Raw genomic sequence first — 20838 nt, 5'->3', positions numbered from 1 at the left:
GTCAGGACGCGGGGCTCCAGCTGTCCGGACCGAACACCTCGTAACGGATGTTCTCGGCCGGCACGTTCCGGGCGATGAGCGCCTCACGCAGCGAGAGCATGAACGGCAACGGACCGCACAGGAATGCCCGCGTGGTCGGATCGAGTGGGAGATCGGAAATGTCGGCCCGGCCGACGCGCATGGTCTCCAGCGGTTGCCGTGCGCCGAGGTCCTCGTACCACCGGTACACGTCGGCCGACGGGATCCGTTCGACCAGTGTTTCGAGTTCGCGCCGGTGCGCGTGGCTCGCGGGAGATCGGTCCGCGTGGAGAATCGAGATGCGCCGTGCGTCGCCGGATTCCGCCAGGTGGTCGAGCATGCCGATCATCGGTGTGCACCCGATCCCGGCCGAGGCGAGAAAGATCGGCTTGTCGTCCTCAGGGAGCACCAGATCACCGAACGGAGTCGTGACATCGAGGTCGTCACCTTCGAAGACGTTGTCGAACAGGAAGTTCGAGACCTCACCTGCGGGATGGGTTGTCCCGTCGGCGCCGGTGGCCGGGAGGACGCGCTTGACCGTGATGCGCCAGTCGCCCTTCGACGGAGCGTTGGACAAGCTGTACTGGCGGATCTGGCGCGCGCCGTCGGGAAGCCGAACGCCGACCGAAAGGTACTGTCCCGGGCGGAAAGTGGGCAGAACCGAGCCGTCCTTCGATGCCAGTGTGAAGGACACGGTGTCGGCGGACTGGTGCGTCCTGCCGACGACACGCACGGTGCGCCACACGTCACCCGTCTCGACGCCTGCGGCGGCATAGAGGTCGGCTTCGAGGGCGATCAGGGTGTTCGCCATCAGCCAGTACAGTTCGTCCCACGCCGCCGCGACCTCGGGAGTGACGGCCTCGCCGAGAACTTCCACGATGGCCTCGAACAGGTGCTTGTGGACGATCCAGTACTCGTCGGGCTTGATTCCCAGCGATGCGTGCTTGTGCGCGATACGGGAGAGGATCGACTCGACGCGCGCCGGGTCCGGATCGAGCTGAAGGGTCGCGAACGCCGCGATGGAACCGGCGAGCGCCTTCTGCTGCTCACCTTGCTTCTGGTTGCCGCGGTTGAACAGGTCCCGTTCGAGTTCGGGGTGAGCGTCGAACATCTTCCGGTAGAACAACGGCGTGATGTCGCCGATGGCCGCACCGACTGCGGGCAGCGTCGCTGCGATCACGTCTTCGGATCCGGGCGAGAGCGGCATGGGTTCTCCTCATGGGTGGGTGGGAGGCGAGATTCGCGGGGGCACGGGAAAAGGCAGTTCGGCAGTGTTCCCGCGGGTCGCCAGATCTGCGACGGTGAGTGTGTCGAGCGCGGAGTAGAAGGCTTCCCGAGCTGTGCGCAGGGCAACGCGAAGAGTGCAATTGCCGCGGAGGGGACATGGTTTCGGTCCGTCGCAGTCCACGACCTCGCCTTCACCCTCGAGCTGGCGCGTGAGCCACCCGATCGTGGCGGTTCGGCCGAGTTCGGTGATGGCCAGACCACCTCCGCGCCCGCGCCGGGTGATGACGACGCCGAGCTCCCCGAGTCGCGCAACGACCTTGACGGTGTGTGCGTACGACAGTCCGAGTTGTTCGGCGACCGTAGCGGTGTTCGGCAGGTCTGCCGCCGGGGCGGCGGCCAGATGCGTGACAACTCGCAGTCCGAGATCGGTGAACCGAGTGAGTTGCATGCCCAGGACGATATAAACAGGTATCCGAAATGACAATTAAATTGTGATGTGCATCGCCGCTGGAATCCGTTGTCCTGACTAATTTCTCGAATCGGTGGGACCAAAGTCCCCGACGGTGACCTGCGATTGCGGCTACCCTCGATTTGTGACGACTCCGAGCGCAGAACCCCACGACCGCCGTCGGGTGACGGTGGGTGTCGACGGTTCCCCTCCGTCCGAACGCGCTGTTCGATGGGCGGCGGCGACTGCGGCGGGGCGCGGCCTCACGCTCCATCTCGTCCACGCAGTCGATTTCGCCCCGGCGTCGTTGCTCACGCCGACGCCCTCGGCGGAGCTTCCGTTCTTCCGGCCCTCCCAGGTGTTCGAATGGGCCGAGGAGGACGCCACCGCTCTGCTGTCGGACGCCGAGGAGATCGCTCGTGCCACCGAGCCCGACGTCCGGGTCACGACCGAGATCGCACTGACGGGTAGCGCGAAATGGCTGGTAGAGCTGTCGCGCCGGTCTGCGATGGTGGTGCTCGGCGCGACCGGCAGTACCCGGCTCGGTGAGTTGCTCCTGGGATCGACGCCCGTCGCGGTCGTCGGTCACGCGGCATGTCCGGTCGTCGTCGCACGCGGCGCCGCACCACCCGTTCCGGACAACCGGCCGGTCGTGGTCGGGCTCGACGGCAGCGCACTGAGCGAAGTGGCCGTCGAAGCGGCTTTCGAGGAGGCGTCGTGGCGCCGGGTCGATCTGGTCGCGGTGCACGTCTGGAGCGACATGCGGCCGGGTGAGATCGCAGCGTCGCCGCACTGGTTCGATCCGGTGGCGTTCGAGGAGAGCGAGCACGCCCTCGTGTCCGAATGTCTCGCCGGTTTCGGCGACCGGTTCCCGGACGTCACGGTGCACCGCAAGATCTACGTCGACGGTCCGCGGGTTCACCTGACGGCCTGGAGTGAGAAGGCCCAGCTCGTGGTGGTCGGTAGCCGTGGTCGTGGAGGATTCGCCGGCCTCCTGATGGGCTCGACGAGCAACACGCTCCTGCGGGAGGCGGCCTGCCCCGTGATGGTCGTGCGACCCGGAGCATCGTGACGGCGGTAGTGTGCGTTGCACTATCGACGACCACGTCCGCGCGGGTGCGCGGCAGGAGTGAGGGTGGCGCATGCGCATCGGAATGGGACTGAACTACAGCGGTGGATTCGCCGAGACCGCCGCCGAGGTCGCTGACCTCGAACAGGCCGGACTCGACATCGTGTTCGTACCCGAGGCCTATTCGTTCGATGCGGTGAGCCAGATCGGTTACCTGGCGGCCAAGACCAGCCGTGTCGAACTCGCGTCCGGCATCCTGCAGTTGTTCACCCGTACCCCCACGCTCACGGCGATGACGGCGGCGGGCCTCGACTACGTCTCCGACGGCCGGTTCGTGCTCGGGATCGGCGCGTCGGGTCCGCAGGTGATGGAGGGCTTCCACGGCGTCCCCTACAACGCGCCGCTCGGCCGCACCCGCGAGATCGTCGACATCTGCCGCCAGGTGTGGCGCCGCGAGAAGGTCGAGCACCAGGGCAAGTACTACCAGATTCCGCTGCCCGCGGATCAGGGCACCGGTCTCGGTAAGCCGCTCAAGCTCATCAACGAGCCTGTGCGCGAACGGATTCCGATCATCATCGCGTCGCTCGGACCCAAGAACGTCGAGATGACGGCGGAGATCGCAGAGGGCTGGCAGCCGCTCTTCTACTTCCCGGAGAAAGCCGCGGGAGTGTGGGGAGACTCCATCGCCAAGGGCAAGGCCAAGCGCGACCCGGCCCTCGGAGATCTGCAGATCTACGCCCAGGTTCCGCTCGCCATCGGCGACGACGTGGAGCACATGCTCGACTGGGTCCGGCCGATGGTCGCTCTCTACGTCGGCGGCATGGGCGCCAAGGGCAAGAATTTCTACAACGACCTCGCGGTCCGCTACGGGTACGAGAAGGAAGCGGAGAACATCCAGGATCTGTACCTGTCCGGCAAGAAGGAAGAAGCCGCGGCCGCGGTACCCGTCGAACTGATCCGCGCGGTGTCGCTGATCGGGTCGGAGGGCTTCGTGCGCGAACGGGTGGCCGCATTCGCCGAGTCGGGCGTCACGACCCTCAACGTCACACCGTTCGCGCCCGACACCGCCGGTCGCGTGCGATTGATCGAACAGCTGCGGCACATCTGCGGCTGACACAACCCGAGAAAGGTTCCCGCCACCGATGAGCGAACCCAAGCCGATCGTCGTCGCCGTCGACGGATCCGAGGCATCCACCCACGCGATGATCTGGGCGGCACGATCCGCGGCGGCGCGCGCGCTGCCGTTGCACATCGTCACCGTCGTCCACATCCCCGCGTTCTACTACTCGGAGCCGTACCTCGCGCAGAGCTTCCACGAGGAGATGAAGGCGACGGCGCGCGATCGGCTCGACAGCGCCGCCATGATGGCCCGGCAGATCGTCGACGACTCCGGACGGGTCGAGGTCACCACCGAGCAACTCGAGGGCAAGGTGGCGTCCACCCTGGTCGCGGTGTCGGCGAAGGCCGATCGCCTCGTGGTGGGCTCCCGCGGACTCGGGGAGGTCAAGGGGCTGCTCGCAGGTTCGGTGTCCACCGCGGTGGCGTCCCATGCCGTGGCCCCGGTGGTCGTGGTCCGCGGCCGCACCCTCGACGGCGCCCCGCCGGCCGAAGGTCCCGTCGTGGTGGGCGTCGACGGATCGGAGTCGTGCCGGGCCGCAGTCGAGGTGGCGTTCGCCGAAGCTTCCTCACGTGGCGCGACCCTCGTGGCCGTCAACGTGTGGAGCGATGTGAGCGTGCAGCCGTCGCTCGGCGCGGTGCCCGAAGACCCGCACTGGAGTCGCATCCAGACCGGCGAGGAAATCGTCCTGGCGGAACGGCTCGCGGGATATCGGGAACGCTATCCGGACGTCGTGGTGGAACGGGTCGTCGCACGCGACCGGCCGGTGCGTGTGCTCAGCGAGTACGCCGAACAGGCACAGTTGCTCGTGGTGGGAACTCGTGGCCGGGGCGGCTTCAAGGGGCTGCTGCTCGGTTCCACGAGCAACGCGCTGATCCAGACCGCGGACTGCCCGGTCATGGTCGTCCGGTCCGAAGTCGAGGACTGAGCGCGCGGCGCAGAACAGCTATTACGCGAGCAGGGTGTCAGCCGAATTCGTCGACGCCCTGCTCGCGTAGTTCGTTCCAGGCGTCGGCGGGATGGACGCCGCGGGCGATGGCGCCGTTCTCGATGAGGACGCCGAGCATCTGAGACATGAGGAACGCGACGTCGTCGAACCTGCCACAGCTGTACCGGGACGCGAGCCAGCCGGAGACGTTCCCCGCCTTCGCTGCCTGTGCCATGTCCAGCGCCGCGTGGAAAAGTTCCGTCGTGGGGGCCTGAACCGGGTCGTCCGTGGGTGCGCTCACTGCCTCCTCCTGTCTGCGTCGTGGTACCGGAAGGAATCACGGTCTAACAGATTGCACTGTAATCGCCTGTCGCACACATCAAAAGCCGATCCGCATGATGAGCTGGGGTGGCGCCGGCAGATCGAGTAGTTCGGCGAGCCGGGACGCCGAGTCCCCGATACGCAGCGGATGCGTGAGCACCGATGCCGACAGTCGCGCGTCGACCGCTGCGAGCCACGCTCGCTGGGCCGCCATTCCCACACGCACCAGGTCTTCCGGTTCGGAGGAGTCGGGCACGAACAGCAGAACGGTTTCTCGCGCGATGGAATCGGAGAGCGCAGCCGGGTCGGGGACGCCCGTGGTGATCAGTGCTGCGCCCGCGGCACCTCGCTCATCGAGACCGGTGTTCCACGTCGTGACCACCTCGGCGTTCCCGTCGGGTTGCCAGTGCGAGGTCCACGAGAACATCTCGCGCTGGTAGTGCTGGTGCCGGCGCTTGGCTTCGGCCGCATAGGTGAGGGTGCCGGCCAGGGCGCTCGCCTCGTCGGGGGCCAGCAGCATGACGTGGATTCCGGGCACTTCGGCAGCCGCGGAGATCACGTCGGCGATGGTCTCGGCAGGTACCGGGACGCCGGCGAAGGATTCGCGGTGGCTGCGCCGGTGGGATATTGCGGCGTAGAGGCGAAGGTCCCAGTTCGACGGTGCGGCCGCCTCGACCGCGTCGACCCGTGCGACCAGCGCAGAGCGATCGGGATCGGGGAACAGAGCGGTCCGGGTCCGGTACCCCAGCACGCGCACGGCCAGTTCCAGGTTCGCGACGGCTGTGCCGCACGAGATCGTCCGGTCGGGGCGGAGCGGATCGCCGCCGGGCTCGGCGAATTCGGTGCGTTCCTCGAGTTCGGCCGACTGTCCGGGGAGGTACAGGTTCCACGGCTGGGTGTCGTGAACGCTCGGGGCCGCGACCACGGCCCGTGCGATGATGTCCGTGCCCCCGGCGTTCCAGGTTTCGAAATCGACTGACACGGTCGCCTCCTCGCTCAGGGTCACCGTTTCCGGACGCGGTGTAGGCACACACGCCCGCATAGGTAGCGTTGCTCACGAGACACCTGTCGCGCGTGGGGCGAAGGTCCCGGACCTGCCGTCGAACGGCCCGGAGCCGGGTCACGAGGGTGACGGCTGGGACAATGGGGACCGATGCCCAACGAAAGGTGCGTGACATGCCCCGCGTATTCCTCGTCGACGACCACGAGATCGTCAGACGCGGCCTGGTCGACCTGCTGAGCAGCGTCGCGGACTTCACCGTGGTCGGAGAGGCCGCATCGGTGGGGGAGGCGCTCGCCCGGGTACCCGGCAGCGACGCCGACGTCGTGGTGCTCGACGTGCGACTCCCCGACGGGAACGGGGTGGAATTGTGCCGTGAACTGCGCAACCGCATGCCAGAACTCCGGGCGCTGATGCTCACGTCGTACGCCGACGACGAAGCGCTCTTCGACGCCATCATGGCGGGCGCGTCCGGATTCGTGCTCAAGCAGATCCTCGGCACCGACCTGGTCTCCGCGATCCGCACGGTGGGAGAGGGCGGTTCGCTGCTCGACAGCCGTGCGACCGCGGCGCTGATGGAACGGATCCGGGCCTCGCGCAACGCAGACCCGCTCGCCGAACTGTCCGAGCAGGAGCGCGCGGTCTTCGAGCTGATCGGTGAGGGCATGACCAACCGGGAGATCGCCGAGCGGCTGTTCCTTGCGGAGAAGACCGTCAAGAACTACGTCTCGCGGCTGCTGTCGAAGCTCGGAATGCAGCGACGCACCCAGGCCGCTGTGCTCGCCACCGAACTCCGCAAGGAACGCGGGCACGACAACACCTGACGGGGTCCGGCGGAGTCAGAGCGGGGCGCACCAGACCAGCCGCGTGCCCCTGCTCTCGTTGGATTCGACGCGGAACGACCCGCCGCACTGCTCGGCGCGTCGTTCCAGATTGATCAGACCGCTGCGCCGCACGGTGGCGGGCAACCCGGTTCCGTCGTCGACGATCTCGATCCGGAAGTCCTCGAGGGCCGAGACCGAGACGGAGATGTTCTCGGACTGGGAGTGCCGGAGTGCGTTGCTCAGCCCTTCCCGCAACACCGCTTCCGCTTGTGGATGGATGCGGGCGGGCACGAGGGTGTCGATCGGGCCCCGGAACTGGATGTTCGGCGACACGGCCGAGTGGACGCTCAGATCCCCGACCACGTCGAGCAGTCGCCGCCGCAGGCTCGTCGACGCTGCGGCGCCGGTGGTGTGCAGGTCGAAGATGGTCGTGCGGATCTCGCGGACGGTCCGGTCGAGTTGTTCGACCGCGTGCTGCACCACCTCCGCCATCCGGTCGTTGCCGACGCCCGAGGCCATGGTGCTCTGCAAGCTCATCCCGGTGGCGAACAACCGCTGAATCACGTTGTCGTGCAAGTCCTGTGCGATTCGGTCGCGGTCGGCGAGCACATCGAGCAGTCGCTGCTTGCGTTGTTGCTCTGCGAACTCGAGGGCGACGGCCGCGAGATTCGCCATCGATTCGAGACGGAGGACGTCTTCGTCGCCCCACGGTTCGCTACCCGCTGCCCGTGTCGCGACGAGCGCACCGGTGATCGCGGAGGTGGCGGAGAGTGGGAGTACCACCGCGTGACCCGGTCCGCTCGAATCCGCCGACGGGAGAAGCCATGTCGTACGGGTGTGTACCGGCTTCCGGGTTCTGAGGGCGCGCATGATCGGTGACCCGGTGAGGTCGACGCGCGTCGAAGTCAAGGAGGGCTCCGCGGGGGCCGCCGCCCGGACCGAGCCCTGTACGCCGTCGGCGAGGACGACGTACACCTCGGAACACACGGCGAGTTCCCGAACCTGGCCGACGAGCAGCGAGAGGGTGTCGTCGACCGAGCCGCCGACGAGCAACCGGGCGTTGATCGATGCCATTGCGGTGAGCCACCGCTCGCGGGTGAGGGAACCCTCGAACAGCCATGCGTTCTCGACGGCCATGCCGGCCGAGGTCGCCAGGACTTTCAGGAGGATCTCGTCTTCCTCGGTGAACTCGGGTGCGCCGATTTTCTCGGTGAGATAGATGCTGCCGAACACCTTGCCGCGCACCATGATCGGAGTCCCGAGGAAACTTCCCATCGGGGGATGGTTGGCAGGGAAGCCGATCGAGCCGGGGTGCTGGGACAGGTCGGCGAGACGCACCGGCCGGGGGTCGTTGACGAGCAGGCCGAGAAGGCCGCGACCCTCGGGGAGGTGTCCCATGACCTCCCGCTGCGTGGGGTCGATGCCCACGTAGACGAATTCCGAGAGTCCGCCGTCCGAGGCGCGCACACCGAGAGCGCCGTACCGGGCCCCGAGCAGCGACGTCGCTGCCGAGACGATGCGCTGCAGCATCGAATCGAGTTCGAGGCCGGACCCTACGACGAGCACGGCCTCGAGCAGTCCACGGAGCGTCGCGGGGGTGACCGTCTCGTCCAGGCGCTCGCGCATTTCGGACAGCAACGTGTCGATGACACCGTCGGTGAGCTCGCTCATCGGGCCTGGCCGTCCACAAGTGCCAGGACCGCGCGGACCGCGATCTCGGACGGGTCTGCTTTCGCGCGACCCAGGTCGTGTGCGGCGCCCTCCACCGGGACCAGCGTCGTCGGGGCCGGCACGAGCGCGAGGGCGTGCCGCAGTTCGTCGAGCGTGCCGAAGGGGTCCCGGTCTCCGTGCACGAACACCGACGGCGCGGTGAGGGCAGGCAGATGTTTGGTCCGCGGCTTGTCGGGCTGGCCCGGCGGGTGCAGCGGGTACGACATCAGCAACAGTCCGTCCGCGATCCCGGGTCGTTCGGCGGCGAGCATGGTCACCTGGCGCCCGCCGTACGACACTCCGCCGAGAATGAGCGGCCCGTCGGAATATTCCCTGGTGGCGGCTGCGACCGCGGCGACACCCTCGCGGTCCTCGCCGGCACGCGACGGCTGCGGCGGCCCTTTGGGGCGGCGCCGGCGGAACGGGAGGTCGTACCGCAGCGCCACGAAACCGTGCGCGGCGAAACGGGTGCACATGAGCTGGAGGATCTTCGCGTTGCAATTGCCTCCGGCTCCGTGTGTGAGCGCGACGACGCCGCGCGGGGAGCCCGAAGCGGAGTGCAGATAGCCGGACAGGGCCTCGGTGTCCACGTGTTCGGCGTCTTCGGGTGCGGGCGTCACACGGATACGGTAACCGCATCTCCGAGGTGGCCCTCGGAGATGCGGCCCGGGGCGTCAGTCGACGACCGCGGTGGCCTCGACTTCGAGAAGAAGTCCCTCACCCGCGAGGGCGGCCACTCCGATGCCGGTGAAGGGCGGGAGCGGCTTGTCGATCCCGAGGCGCGCGGCGGCGCGGGCCACGCCCTCGACGAACGGTTCCATCTTGTCGGGCGACCAGTCGACGACGTAGACGGTCAATTTCGCGACATCGTCGAATGTCGCGCCGGCCTCGGCCAGGGCGGTGGCGACGTTGAGATAGCACTGCTCGGCTTGGGCCGCGATATCGCCCGCGCCCACCAGGGTGCCCTGCGCATCGACCGAGACCTGACCGGCCGTGAACACGAGCTTCGAGCCGGTCGCGACCGACACCTGGCGGTAGAGATCGACCTCGGGCAACGCTTCGGGGTTCATCAAGGTGACGGGCACCGGTACTCCTCTGGGTTGATCGGACTGGCAGGCGCTTAATATAGCAACACAATGTTATGTATTGTTCAGGCATGGTGAGGTCCAAAGATCCGGCGGTGCGCGCACTGCTTCTCGAACGGGCGGCCCACATGCTCCGTACCCGTGAACCGATCACTCTGCGTGCACTCGTGGCGGGCACCGGCGTCTCCACGATGGCCGTCTACACCTACTTCGGCGGCATGGACGGGTTGTGGATGGCCCTCCGGCAGGAGGGCTTCACCAGGCTGGAAGCCAGGTTTGCGACCGTGGCGCTCACGGACGATCCGGTCCGGGACCTGACCGCACTCGTCGCGGCGTATCTCGGGAACGCACTCGAGCAGCCGGACCTGTACCGGGTGATGTTCGACGCGAGCGTCGACCTCGAAGACCTCTCGGCTGCCGATGCCACCCTCGAGTATCTGGTGCGGGCGGTGCGCCGGGCCGAGGGCGAAGGCCGCTTCACCGGAATCGAGCCCCTGGACCTGGCGATCCAGAGTTGGGCGATCGGCCACGGGTTGGTGTCGCTCGTCGCGAACGGGCCGTTGCCCGAGGACACGCTCGAACACTGTGTACCGATGCTCACGGCGCTGTTCGTCGGAGCAGGCGACGACATCACGCGGTGCCGCGCGTCGGTGGCACACGGCTGGAGTCGGCCTACGGCTACTTGAGCAGCCTGGACAGCCGGCGGTCGGCGAGCACCTTCCCGCCCGTCTGGCACGTCGGGCAGTACTGGAAGGAACGTTCCGCGTAGGAGACTTCGCGGACGGTGTCTCCGCACACCGGGCACGGTTGACCGGTGCGGGCGTGCACCCGCATGCCGGAGCGCTTCTCGCCCTTGAGCCGGGCTGCGTCCTGCCCGACGGATCGCGCGACGGCGTCCTCGAGCACGGAGCGCATCGCGCCGTACAGTGCCGAGACCGAGGCGTCGTCGAGCCGTCCGGCCGTGGCGAACGGTGACAGTCGCGCCACGTGGAGGATCTCGTCCGAGTAGGCATTCCCGATTCCTGCGAGCACGGACTGATCGGTGAGGAACGTCTTCAGCCGGGAGGTACTCCCGGCGACCAGTGCGGCGAACTCGTCGGCGGTGAGCTCGAGGGCGTCCGGTCCGAGGCGCGCGACACCGGGGATCTTCTTCGGGTCGTCGACGACCCAGACCGCGAGCCGCTTCTTGGTGCCCGCTTCCGTGAGATCGAACGCCGGCGTCGTCGCGTCGGGCGCGAACAGGTGGACCCGCAGAGCCAGCGGTCCCTTCCCCAGCTTCGGCGGAGACTGCGACGGTTCGTCGAGCCACCGCAGCCACCCCGCGCGGGAGAGGTGTGTGACCATCTGCAGGTCCGAACACTCGATGGCGAGGAACTTGCCGTACCGGGCGGCGCCCGTGATGTCCCGCCCCTGCAATGCGGTGATCGGCGGATCTGCCGTCTGCAGCACGCTCAACGCGGCCACGTCGATCCGCCCCACCACGGATCCGACAGCATGCTCACGCAGGAATACGGCGAGTGCTTCCACCTCGGGCAGCTCGGGCATGGCTCCCAGGCTACGACTCGGGCGCGATCACCGGGGCTCGGCGGACGAACCGGTGTCGGGACGACGCCGTAGACTGCCCTCGTGACTGTGCCGACCCCCTACGAAGATCTCTTGCGACTCGTCCTCGAGACCGGTGCCGAGAAGAACGACCGTACCGGGACGGGCACGCGGAGCCTGTTCGGTCACCAGATGCGCTTCGATCTCTCCGAGGGCTTTCCGCTCGTCACCACCAAGAAGGTGCATCTGAAGTCCATCGTCTACGAGTTGCTGTGGTTCCTGCGCGGCGACTCGAACGTCCAGTGGCTCCGCGACCACGGCGTGACGATCTGGGACGAGTGGGCGCAGCCGGACGGCGATCTCGGTCCCGTCTACGGGGTCCAGTGGCGTTCGTGGCCGACTCCCGACGGACGGCACATCGACCAGATCTCGCAGGTGCTCGAGACGCTGCGCAGCAATCCCGACTCGCGCCGGATGATCGTCTCCGCGTGGAACGTCGCCGACCTGGACAAGATGGCGCTGATGCCGTGCCACGCGTTCTTCCAGTTCTACGTCGCCGACGGCAAGCTCAGCTGCCAGCTGTACCAGCGCAGCGCCGACCTCTTCCTCGGGGTGCCGTTCAACATCGCCAGCTACGCGCTGCTCACCCACATGGTGGCGCAGCAGGTCGGGCTCGAGCCCGGCGAGTTCATCTGGACCGGCGGCGACTGCCACATCTACTCCAATCACATCGAGCAGGTCACCGAGCAGCTCACGCGCGCGCCGTACCCGTACCCGACCTTGCAGTTGCAGCGCCGGGACTCGCTCTTCGACTACACCTTCGACGACGTGAAGATCGTCGGCTACCGGCACCATCCGGCGATCAAGGCGCCCGTGGCCGTCTGATGGGTGAGATCAGCCTGATCTGGGCACAGGCCCGCAACGGCGTCATCGGGCGCGACAACACGATTCCCTGGCACATCCCGGAAGACCTGGCGTTCTTCAAGGACGCCACGATGGGCAAGCCGGTGGTCATGGGGCGTCTCACGTGGGATTCGCTGCCGCCGAAGTTCCGGCCGCTCCCGGGCCGCCGCAACGTGGTCGTCACCCGCGACCCGGAATGGTCGGCCGACGGTGCTCACGCCGCATCCGGTCTCGACGAGGCGTTCCGGCTCGCGGGCGACGGCGATGTCGTGGTCATCGGTGGCGGCCAGATCTACGCGCAGGCGATGCCGCGAGCGACCCGTCTGCTGGTCACCGAGGTGGACCTCGACATCGACGGGGACGCGACGGCTCCGGAGATCGGGCCCGAATGGTCGGCGACCGAGACCGGAGAGTGGCGGTCGTCGGCGAAGGGGATCAGGTTTCGCTGGGTCCGGTATTCGCGAAGCTGAGTGTCGTGTCGGTGAGTACGCCATACTGCGCTACATGGACAAGCTCTCCCTGACCGCGCTGGCCCGGCAGCAGCTGAAACTGGCGGCGACGTCGAGCAGTGGCCGTAGTTCGCAGACGGTTTTCGGCGGGCACGCCAAGCATCTGCGGCAGACCATGGTGGCGCTGCTGGCCGGGCACGAACTCGGTGAGCACGACAGTCCCGGCGAGGCGACCCTGCAGATCCTTCAGGGGCAACTCCAGCTGGTCGCAGGCGACGACCTGTGGAAAGGGTCGGCGGGGGATCTGATCGTCATTCCGCCGGCGCGGCACAGCGTCCGGGCGATCGAGGACGTCGCGTTTCTCCTCACGGTCGTGAAGTAGCAGGCGCGTCGCTCGTGTAGCCGCGATAGCCCTCCCACGCGATCCGCCGCTCTCGGCGCGGATCGTCCTCCACTCGCTGGGGAACATCGAAAATCATGGTCGCGCGGTCTATTTCGTCATAAGCGGGCCACGAAGGCAGTGGTTCGCCGTGCCTCGCGAAATGTGTCCACTGCCGCTGTACCGATGCCGCGACGGTGCGCAGCCCGCGCCGTCCGCCCGCGGTGGTGAGGATCCGGCCGATCGGCTCGTCGGCCTGATCGAACACTGCCAGCAGATCGACCGCGTGCGTCGCGTCGAACCCGGTCCACTTGAGGAGACGCGGCGCGTAGTCGAACCGGTACATGTACGTCGGTGCGAAGCGTGCGTGCGCCTGTGCGATCTGGAGTGCGGGATACCAGAACGTGAAGTCGCCGCCGAGATCGATGGCGGCCTTCTCGTCCGGATATCCGGGGTACGCCGCGGTCACCCGGCTCTTCGCGTCCGGGTCGGTCGCAGCGAACATGCGGTCGATGCGGTCGGGACTGGTAGGCAGGCCGTCGAGGAACTTCGGGAACAGCGCGCCTTCCCGGTCGTTGGTGCCGATGACGAGGGGGACCGGATGAGCCGCTCCGGTCTCGAAGGCATCGAGCGGAGCGATCGGGACGACATCGCCGTCGACAACCGGCCCGAACGGGTGGAGGCCGGGAGTGTCCCTCAGAGTGTGGGCGCCCAGACGCGCACCCGCGCGTCCCAGGTCCGCGGGAGAACCGCCGGTGAGTGCCGCGACAGCCGATTCCGAGTCGGCGCCGAGCAGTTCGAGGAACACGCGACTCCACCGGGCGGAGTTGTCGGCGGTGTTCACCAGGTTCGGGGCGGGACTCTGCGCGATCGCCCCGGAGAACAGCCCGCGCGCCGCGGGCGTCGCGAGCAGCGTCGTGACCGAGGTACCCCCGGCCGATTCACCGAAGATCGTCACGTTGCCCGGATCGCCGCCGAAAGCAGCGATATTGCGCTGCACCCACTCGAGGGCCGCGACCTGGTCCCGGAGACCCAGATTGGAGTCGAATTGTGTGGTGCCGTCGGAGAACTCGCGGAAATCGAGATATCCGAGCGCGCCGAGCCGGTAGTTGACCGACACGTACACCACATCGCCGCGCCGTACGAGCGACTCACCCCCGTACAGGGAGAGGGCAGTGGTGCCGAGAGTGAATGCGCCGCCGTGGATGAACACCATCACCGGCCGCGGACTGTGCACCCGGCCCGCGGGCGCAAGGACGTTGAGCGTGAGACAGTCCTCGGCGGGGCGCACCCGGACGCCGCGGCGTCCCGTGGCGACTCCTCGCGGGTGCTGGGATGCCGCATTGCCGAACTGCGTGGCGTCCCGCTCGCCCGTCCAGGGTTCGACGGGCTGGGGAGCGCGCAGGCGCAGCGCGCCCACGGGTGGTGCCGCGTAGGGAATGCCGCGCCACGTGAGCAGGTCGCCGGTTCGGACACCGCGAACAGCGCCGTCCGCATATGTGACGAGGGTCTCGGACGTCATTCTTGGCACTGTACGGGACGAGTCACCACGATCGGCGAGTCCCGCGCAGGGGCGTCACAGTTGCGGGCGCAGCACGTCGTACGCCCACGCCGCCAGGGTCGTCGGCGTCGTGGACCGTATCGAGCGTGATTGTTCCGGAACGAATCCGTCGCGGAGGCCGGTGGACATGCCCGTCATCGCGTCGACCTGCGCGTCGGACAGGCCGGCGGCCTGTAACCCCCGGCGCATCTCGTCGTCGGCGATCTGTTCGGCGCGCAGCGGCAGGTCCGTCGCAGCGGAGACGATCTCCGCGACCTGTGTCCACGTGAGATCGGACGGCCCGTGGACGGCCTGCACGTGACGGCCGCTCCACTCGGTCGAGAGCAGTCGTGTGGCCGCGACCTCGGCGATGTCGCGGGGCGCGACCCACGGCATCGGATGGTCGACCGGCACGATCACCTGCACGGTGCCGGAGGCGATCATGTCGAGTTGGTACTCCAGGTTGCTGAAGAAGTACCCGCACCGCATGTGCGTGACGTCGGCATCCGTGTCGTCCAGTGCGAGTTCGGTGGCGGCCAGGCCGTCGATTTCGCCTGCGCCGCGGCGCTTCTCGGCCCCGACGCTGCTCTGGAAGACCACCCGCCCGATGCCGTTTTTCGTGACCGCCCGGGCGATACTCGTGGCTGCGCGGCGGTACTCGGCGAGAGGGTCGTCGCCGGAAGGTGGCGGGTCCACCCAGTAGATCGTGTCGACCCCGGCGGTTGCCTCGACGACCGCATCCGAATCGAACTGGTCGACTGCGACGGTGTCGACCTCCGCACGCAGCCGAGCAGGCAGCTTCTCGGGACGGCGCGCCAGGACCAGGGGGCGCACCCCGGCACGGACCAGGATGGGAACGAGATGGCGGCCGACGTGTCCGGTGGGAGTAGTGACGGCGATACGCATGTATGGATCTCCTCTCGTCGAGTGCTCCGGCGTCACCGTATCGAGAGATACGGCCCGATCCTGTCCGCCATTTCGGTCACCATGGATTTCATGACGAGCGACCCGACGACACGCGCGCTCGAACTCCTGTCGGTTCTCCAGCGGGGAGGGGAGTGGACGGCAGCCGTGCTCGCCGCGCGCCTGGGGGTCAGCACACGTACGGTCCGCCGCGATGTCGAGCGGCTGCGCCGTCTGGGGTATCGGGTCTACAGCCGGCCCGGCCCGTCGAGTGCGTACCGGCTCAGGGCGGGCCGGTCCGTCCCGCCGCTGCTCTTCACCGCCGACGAGGTCGCGATCCTGGTCGCCGGAGTGCGGCTGATCGCGCCTCGCCTCGCGAGCGCGGAGAGTGCGGGCGGCGCGGACAGGGCGGACGATGCGGACAGTGCACTGGCGAAACTCGAGAACGTACTCTCGCCGGCGCTGCGGCAACGTTCCCACGCGATGGACCTCGCCACCGAGGTGCTCGACGACGCGCACGGCGTCAGCGTGCAGGTGGTCGGGGCGCTGGCCGATGCGGTCGCGGAGTCCGGACGGGTCCGCTTCGGCTACCGCGACCGCAACGATGCAGCGTCCGTCCGGACGGTGGATCCGTATCGCCATGTATATCGGGCCGGCCACTGGTATCTCGTCGGGTTCGATCTCGACAGAGACGAGTGGCGCACCTACCGCATGGACCGGATCGGCTCCGTGGAACGTATCCCCGGCACGTATCGTCGGCGCGACCTGCCCGGCGAGTCGCTCGGCCGCTGGTTCGACACCGACTTCGGGAGAGGCCGGGACTCGAGGCACCAGGACGCGGGCCACCGGGACCCGGGTCACCAGTAGGTGGCGTGCAGACCTCTCTCGGCGAGTTCTGCGTCGATGAACGCGCGCAGCGTCCGGGTGTCGGGGAATCGATCTTCGTCGAGGGCGACGAGCGCGAGCGTGTATCGATCGTCCCGGCTGCACAGGTAGGTCGACAGGCGTGTCGAGGTCGTGGCGTCCCTCGTGCCGAGGCCGGGATGCATGGCGCGCATCGCCACCCCGGCGGTGCGGTGCGGACCGAACGCATCGAGCACGGCCGGGACGCGACCGATATTGGAGCACAGCATGTCTCGCTCGCCGGCGCCTCTGGCGAGGCGGGCCGCGACACGGTCGGGTACGAGTTGCACGATCTCTGCGGGGATACCGTGCGGCGCGCCCTCGCGAGGCTGCCGGTACGCGTGCGTGGCCTTGGCCCTGATCGTCGCCACCGTGTCGTCCGCGTCGACGGTGATACCTGTCATCGATACCCCGTTGGACGTGGTGCCGGAACCGCGATCGTCCACCGGAATGGAGATCTTCAGGGGGAAGGGGATGCCTGCGCGGCGGGCGATCCCGGTCGCGATCGCCAGCATCAGCGAATTCGCGGTGCCCTCTCCGATGCCGGCAGCGGCGTCCCACTCGTCGCTCGGCACGTCGATCAGGGCGGTACGGGGACGCAACCGCACCGACAGCGGGACCGGCGGTTTTTCACGCGGACCGGAACGGCGCACGCCCCGGAGACCGCGCGCGACCGTACGGACGACATGCAGCGCGTCGCGGACGTCGGAGGTGTGGGACTCGTCGGGTGGCTCGGCGTGACCGGCGAGAGCCTCGGCCACAGCATCGATCAGTCCCCGCGCGTCGGTCAGTACGTGGGAGCAGACGAGGGAGACGAGAGTGCCGCCGCCGGCGAGATGTGCTGCGACCAGTGACCACCCGGGTCCGTGTTCGGGATCGAGGTCGACTTCGGTCTGGGCATCGGCCCATTCGAGGATCGCGTCGTCCGCCACTTTCTCCGCGGGGTAGCGCAGCGGGTACGAGTGCGTGCTCGCGACGAATCGGGGGCGGGCGCCGGGTATGCGGGGCCGAACAACCCGGCGGCCGAGGGGGCCTTGCGACAACGCGTCGTGCAGGGAGATGAGGAGGGGAGCGTGCACGGTGTCGTCGGTGCGCCACAGTCCCTGCATCACCGACGGAAGCCCGGAACCGCGGTGTCGGTGCAGGAACATTTCGTCCACCACGCTCAATCGACTCATGCGTTAGACCGTAGCCCGGACCGCGGGCGGAAAGCCTGTTGACCAAAGGTTTGAACCGGGGTTCAATTCTTGGTATGCCGTACCGGCGGACCCCCGCGGTCCAACAACGTCTCGACGACCAGCGCGACGCGATTGCGGCCGCAGCGGTGGCGCTCGTCGCCGAACGTGGATACCGGGAGATGTCGATCGCGGCCGTCGCCGAACGCGCCGGAGTCGCGACCGGCAGCGTCTACCGGCATTTTGCCGACAAGTCGGATCTGATGGTGCAGATCTTCCGGGACCTGTGCGGCCGAGAAGTCGAGGCCGTCGTGTCGGCGGCCGCGACGGGATCGGCGGCCGGGCGGATCTCGGCCGTCGTGGAAACCTTCGCGTTCCGGGCGCTGCGCAATCCCGTGCTGGCCTACGCCCTGCTCGCGGAACCCGTCGACGCGGCTGTGGACGCCGAGCGACTGGTGCTGCGCAGAGCGTTCGCCGCCGCATTCGCCGGCGCGATCCGGTACGGCATCACCACGGGCGAATTCGCAGACCAGGACCCGGATCTCGCTGCCGCCGCTCTCGTCGGAGCGGTCGGGGAGGTACTCACCGGACCCTTGCGGGCCGGTGCGGCTTCGGCAGACACGGTGCCTGCCCTCGTGGCATTGTCCCTTCGCGCGTTAGGAGCGCCCTCATGACATTTCCCGCGACGCACATCGTGTCCAACCAGGCGCCCGACCTCGTGCCCTACAGCGCTGCGGACGATCGCGCATTGATCGAAGGACTGCACCGCGAAGGCGGAAGCTGGGCAGAGGACGAGGTACACGAACTCGGGGCGCTCGCGGGAGGGGCCCGGGCACAGGAGTGGGGCAGGCTCGCCAACGAATATCCGCCCGTCCTGCGCACCCACGACCGGTACGGCAACCGCATCGACGAGGTCGAGTTCCACCCGCATTGGCACGACCTGATGACGGTCGCGGTCGAACACGGACTGCACGGTGCGCCGTGGCGCGACCCGCGCCCAGGAGCGCACGTGGCCCGGGCCGCCAAGTTCTACGTGTGGGGTCAGGCCGACGCCGGCCACATGTGCCCCATTTCGATGACGTACGCGGCGATTCCGGCGCTCCGCCACAATCCGGCACTCGCGGCGGAATACGAACCGCTATTGGCGGCGCCGCACTACGACTTCGGTCTGCGGACACCGGCGAGCAAACGCGGTCTCATCGCCGGGATGTCGATGACCGAGAAGCAGGGCGGCTCCGACGTCCGCGCCAACACCACCACCGCGACACAGAACGCCGACGGCACGTACACGATCGTCGGGCACAAATGGTTCACGTCCGCGCCGATGTCCGACGTGTTCCTGACCCTCGCGAACACCGGCGCCGGGCCCACGTGTTTCCTCCTGCCGCGCGTCCTGCCCGACGGCGCCCGCAACCGCATCCGGATCCAGCGGCTGAAGGACAAACTGGGGAACAAATCCAACGCGTCGTCGGAGATCGAGTACGAGGGCGCCGTGGGATGGATCGTCGGACCCGAGGGACGCGGTGTCTCCACGATCATCGACATGGTCAACATGACTCGGCTCGACTGCGTGATCGGGTCCGCGACGGGGATGCGGATGGCAACACTCCGCGCGGTCCACCACGCACGGCACCGCGCGGCATTCGGTGCGCTCCTCGTCGACCAACCACTCATGCGCAACGTTCTCGCCGATCTCGTCGTCGAGTCCGAGGCGTCGACCACCATGATGATGCGGCTCGCCGGCGCGACCGACCGCGCGCAGGGCGACCCGCAGGAAGCGGCGCTGCGGCGGATCGCACTGGCGGTCACCAAATACTGGGTGTGCAAGCGGGCGCCCGCCCACGCCGCGGAAGCGCTCGAATGCCTCGGTGGCAACGGCTACGCCGAAGAGTCCGAGATGCCGAGGCTCTACCGCGAAGCACCGCTGATGTCGATCTGGGAGGGTTCCGGGAACGTCGCTGCTCTCGATGCGCTGCGCGCCATGGTCAAGCAACCCGACACCGTCGAGGCCTTCTTCACCGAGGTGCAGCGTGCGCAGGGCGCGGATTCGCGGTTGGACCACGCCATCACCCGCGTGGGCAAGGAACTCGCAGACCTGGAGAACATCGAATACCGCGCCCGGCGGATCGTGGAACTGATGGCGCTCGTTCTGCAGGGCGCCCAACTCGTGCGGCACGGCCACCACGCCGTTGCCGACGCGTTCTGCGCGAGCAGGCTCGACGACGACTGGGGGATCGCCATGGGTACGTTGCCCACCGGGGTGGACACCGAGGCGATCTTGACCCGCATCTGAGACGGGCTGCCGCGGAGAGCCCCGGGCATACTGGAAAGGGTCGGTGAATCCCGCACACGAGGGGAGACCGCCATGATCGACACGAGCCGGTGGCGGGGGTTCGGGCGGCACGTCGTGCTCGCGGTGACCGAACCCCGTGCGCTGGGGCAGGCCGAGGAGATCGTGCGCTCGACGATCGACGTGTCCGAGGCAGCGTGTGATCTCCGGCGCGGTGATGCAGAACTGCACGCCGTCAATCTCGGGCAAGGCGTCCCCGTGCGGGTGAGCCCGCGCCTGTCCACGCTGCTCGAGTCCGCCCTGCGGGCTGCCCGGATGACCGACGGTGCCGTCACGCCGGTCGACAACCGCCTCGACACCGAGTCGATTCCCCCGGTCCACCCGGTGCCCAGCTACCTCGACGTCCGGATCGAGGGCGACACCGTTCACGCGCCGTGGGGCGCGGGTCTCGACCTCGAGGAGACGGCGCGCGCCGATACCGCCGACTACGGGGCGGCACTCGCCGCGGAGGGGCTCGACTGCGGCGTGCTGGTGCGTATCGGCGACACGGCGGCCACCGCGGGCGCGCGCCCGGACGGCGGATGGCAGGTGGCGTTGCCCGGCCGGAACGACATCGATTTGCCCGCAGGCACCGCGATCGCCTCGCGTAGGGCAGGGGACCGGGCCGACGACCGGTGGCGCGTCGTCACGGTGGTCGCGCCCGATGCGGTCTGGGCCGACGCCGCGGCGCAGACGGCTCTGCACTGCGAGGTCGGTGCGATCGCGTGGCTCGAGCAGTACGAACTCGCGGCGCGGCTCGTCGACCGCCGGGGGCGGGTACACACCACGGCCGCGTGGCCGGATTCTCGCGCTGCGTAACGGTTTCGGGCGTCGGGGAGAGATGTCAGTCCGAGTCGCGCATTCGGCGGTACGTGCGGATCAGGTTGTCCGTAGACGCATCACCCGACTCCGGCTCACCCACACCCCCCAACACCGGCGCCAACACCGACGCCTGCTCCTTCCCCAAC

The 20838-nt window shown here is 68.3% G+C and carries 23 protein-coding genes; 12 read left to right on the top strand and 11 right to left on the bottom strand.

What is annotated here, in order from left to right:
• Position 1: 1 nt before the first annotated feature.
• Positions 2 to 1225, bottom strand: a complete 1224-nt coding sequence (locus ACFWBU_RS16370; protein WP_378528741.1) for a globin domain-containing protein — start codon at positions 1223 to 1225, stop codon at positions 2 to 4.
• A 9-nt stretch (positions 1226 to 1234) separates the two neighbouring features.
• On the bottom strand, positions 1235 to 1693 hold the full coding sequence (locus ACFWBU_RS16365; protein ID WP_169621111.1) for an Rrf2 family transcriptional regulator: 459 nt from the start codon (positions 1691 to 1693) through the stop codon (positions 1235 to 1237).
• Between the two features lie 145 nt (positions 1694 to 1838).
• On the opposite strand from ACFWBU_RS16365, the gene ACFWBU_RS16360 reads away from it, so the two are divergent.
• The 3 genes from ACFWBU_RS16360 (at position 1839) to ACFWBU_RS16350 (ending at position 4807) form a co-directional block, all read left to right on the top strand.
• Positions 1839 to 2765 (top strand): universal stress protein, encoded by a 927-nt coding sequence (locus ACFWBU_RS16360; protein WP_169621110.1) that lies wholly within the window; start codon positions 1839 to 1841, stop codon positions 2763 to 2765.
• Between the two features lie 70 nt (positions 2766 to 2835).
• Entirely contained in the window at positions 2836 to 3876 is a 1041-nt protein-coding gene (locus tag ACFWBU_RS16355; RefSeq protein WP_296550577.1) for an LLM class F420-dependent oxidoreductase, read from the top strand.
• Positions 3877 to 3904: 28 nt separating this feature from the next.
• Positions 3905 to 4807 (top strand): universal stress protein, encoded by a 903-nt coding sequence (locus tag ACFWBU_RS16350; RefSeq protein WP_378528740.1) that lies wholly within the window; start codon positions 3905 to 3907, stop codon positions 4805 to 4807.
• 37 nt (positions 4808 to 4844) lie between these two features.
• Here ACFWBU_RS16350 and ACFWBU_RS16345 read toward each other — a convergent pair whose 3' ends face one another.
• Both ACFWBU_RS16345 and ACFWBU_RS16340 read right to left on the bottom strand, forming a co-directional pair.
• Complete coding sequence (locus ACFWBU_RS16345; RefSeq protein ID WP_378528739.1) at positions 4845 to 5108, bottom strand: hypothetical protein; 264 nt, start codon at positions 5106 to 5108, stop codon at positions 4845 to 4847.
• Positions 5109 to 5186: 78 nt separating this feature from the next.
• A complete protein-coding gene (locus ACFWBU_RS16340) occupies positions 5187 to 6110 on the bottom strand; it encodes a nitroreductase family protein (protein ID WP_296550579.1) in 924 nt (307 codons plus the stop codon).
• Between the two features lie 194 nt (positions 6111 to 6304).
• On the opposite strand from ACFWBU_RS16340, the gene ACFWBU_RS16335 reads away from it, so the two are divergent.
• Positions 6305 to 6952, top strand: coding sequence for a response regulator transcription factor (locus ACFWBU_RS16335; protein WP_169621105.1), 648 nt, complete (start codon positions 6305 to 6307; stop codon positions 6950 to 6952).
• A 15-nt stretch (positions 6953 to 6967) separates the two neighbouring features.
• On the opposite strand, the gene ACFWBU_RS16330 is transcribed toward ACFWBU_RS16335, so the two are convergent.
• Genes ACFWBU_RS16330 through ACFWBU_RS16320 form a run of 3 tightly spaced genes read right to left on the bottom strand, consistent with a single transcriptional unit; the run spans position 6968 to position 9747 of the window.
• Entirely contained in the window at positions 6968 to 8623 is a 1656-nt protein-coding gene (locus tag ACFWBU_RS16330; RefSeq protein WP_169621104.1) for a GAF domain-containing sensor histidine kinase, read from the bottom strand.
• Positions 8620 to 9282, bottom strand: a complete 663-nt coding sequence (locus tag ACFWBU_RS16325) for an alpha/beta family hydrolase (RefSeq protein WP_378528738.1) — start codon at positions 9280 to 9282, stop codon at positions 8620 to 8622. The genes ACFWBU_RS16330 and ACFWBU_RS16325 overlap by 4 nt, the downstream gene beginning before the upstream one ends.
• A gap of 54 nt (positions 9283 to 9336) precedes the next feature.
• Positions 9337 to 9747: a RidA family protein gene (locus tag ACFWBU_RS16320; protein WP_169621103.1), complete on the bottom strand. Its 411-nt coding sequence runs from the start codon at positions 9745 to 9747 to the stop codon at positions 9337 to 9339.
• 71 nt (positions 9748 to 9818) lie between these two features.
• Here ACFWBU_RS16320 and ACFWBU_RS16315 point away from each other — a divergent pair, with 71 nt between their 5' ends.
• Positions 9819 to 10433 (top strand): TetR/AcrR family transcriptional regulator, encoded by a 615-nt coding sequence (locus tag ACFWBU_RS16315; RefSeq protein ID WP_169621102.1) that lies wholly within the window; start codon positions 9819 to 9821, stop codon positions 10431 to 10433.
• On the opposite strand, the gene ACFWBU_RS16310 is transcribed toward ACFWBU_RS16315, so the two are convergent.
• Complete coding sequence (locus tag ACFWBU_RS16310; RefSeq protein WP_169621101.1) at positions 10426 to 11292, bottom strand: Fpg/Nei family DNA glycosylase; 867 nt, start codon at positions 11290 to 11292, stop codon at positions 10426 to 10428. The genes ACFWBU_RS16315 and ACFWBU_RS16310 overlap by 8 nt on opposite strands.
• A gap of 81 nt (positions 11293 to 11373) precedes the next feature.
• On the opposite strand from ACFWBU_RS16310, the gene ACFWBU_RS16305 reads away from it, so the two are divergent.
• From ACFWBU_RS16305 to ACFWBU_RS16295, 3 genes are read left to right on the top strand one after another with little or no spacing between them, the layout of a single operon-like run.
• The gene (locus ACFWBU_RS16305) at positions 11374 to 12174 is read left to right on the top strand and encodes a thymidylate synthase (protein ID WP_169621100.1); all 801 of its coding nucleotides are present in this window, start codon (positions 11374 to 11376) and stop codon (positions 12172 to 12174) included.
• A complete protein-coding gene (locus ACFWBU_RS16300; RefSeq protein ID WP_169621099.1) occupies positions 12174 to 12662 on the top strand; it encodes a dihydrofolate reductase in 489 nt (162 codons plus the stop codon). Before ACFWBU_RS16305 ends, ACFWBU_RS16300 begins: the two co-directional genes overlap by 1 nt.
• 34 nt (positions 12663 to 12696) lie before the next feature.
• Positions 12697 to 13023, top strand: coding sequence for a cupin domain-containing protein (locus tag ACFWBU_RS16295; protein ID WP_169621098.1), 327 nt, complete (start codon positions 12697 to 12699; stop codon positions 13021 to 13023).
• On the opposite strand, the gene ACFWBU_RS16290 is transcribed toward ACFWBU_RS16295, so the two are convergent.
• Together ACFWBU_RS16290 and ACFWBU_RS16285 are read right to left on the bottom strand one after the other, a co-directional pair.
• Positions 13007 to 14542, bottom strand: coding sequence for a carboxylesterase/lipase family protein (locus ACFWBU_RS16290; protein ID WP_296550583.1), 1536 nt, complete (start codon positions 14540 to 14542; stop codon positions 13007 to 13009). The genes ACFWBU_RS16295 and ACFWBU_RS16290 overlap by 17 nt on opposite strands.
• A gap of 54 nt (positions 14543 to 14596) precedes the next feature.
• Entirely contained in the window at positions 14597 to 15466 is an 870-nt protein-coding gene (locus ACFWBU_RS16285; protein WP_378528736.1) for an NAD(P)H-binding protein, read from the bottom strand.
• Positions 15467 to 15556: 90 nt separating this feature from the next.
• Here ACFWBU_RS16285 and ACFWBU_RS16280 point away from each other — a divergent pair, with 90 nt between their 5' ends.
• On the top strand, positions 15557 to 16330 hold the full coding sequence (locus ACFWBU_RS16280) for a helix-turn-helix transcriptional regulator (protein WP_378528735.1): 774 nt from the start codon (positions 15557 to 15559) through the stop codon (positions 16328 to 16330).
• On the opposite strand, the gene ACFWBU_RS16275 is transcribed toward ACFWBU_RS16280, so the two are convergent.
• Positions 16321 to 17544, bottom strand: coding sequence for a hypothetical protein (locus tag ACFWBU_RS16275; protein WP_296550585.1), 1224 nt, complete (start codon positions 17542 to 17544; stop codon positions 16321 to 16323). The genes ACFWBU_RS16280 and ACFWBU_RS16275 overlap by 10 nt on opposite strands.
• A gap of 74 nt (positions 17545 to 17618) precedes the next feature.
• On the opposite strand from ACFWBU_RS16275, the gene ACFWBU_RS16270 reads away from it, so the two are divergent.
• The 3 genes from ACFWBU_RS16270 to ACFWBU_RS16260 all read left to right on the top strand — a co-directional run bounded on the left by ACFWBU_RS16270 (position 17619) and on the right by ACFWBU_RS16260 (position 20689).
• Positions 17619 to 18215 (top strand): TetR/AcrR family transcriptional regulator, encoded by a 597-nt coding sequence (locus ACFWBU_RS16270; RefSeq protein WP_169651846.1) that lies wholly within the window; start codon positions 17619 to 17621, stop codon positions 18213 to 18215.
• Positions 18212 to 19834, top strand: a complete 1623-nt coding sequence (locus tag ACFWBU_RS16265) for an acyl-CoA dehydrogenase family protein (RefSeq protein WP_378528734.1) — start codon at positions 18212 to 18214, stop codon at positions 19832 to 19834. The genes ACFWBU_RS16270 and ACFWBU_RS16265 overlap by 4 nt, the downstream gene beginning before the upstream one ends.
• 72 nt (positions 19835 to 19906) lie before the next feature.
• Positions 19907 to 20689, top strand: coding sequence for an FAD:protein FMN transferase (locus tag ACFWBU_RS16260; RefSeq protein WP_169621092.1), 783 nt, complete (start codon positions 19907 to 19909; stop codon positions 20687 to 20689).
• The last annotated feature ends 149 nt before the right edge of the window (positions 20690 to 20838 follow it).

This window comes from Rhodococcus sp. NPDC060084, from assembly GCF_042730335.1.
Taxonomy (GTDB): Bacteria; Actinomycetota; Actinomycetes; order Mycobacteriales; family Mycobacteriaceae; genus Rhodococcus.
The sequence above is the reverse complement of the archived record's forward strand: the minus strand, read 5'-3'. Positions and strand labels throughout refer to the sequence as shown.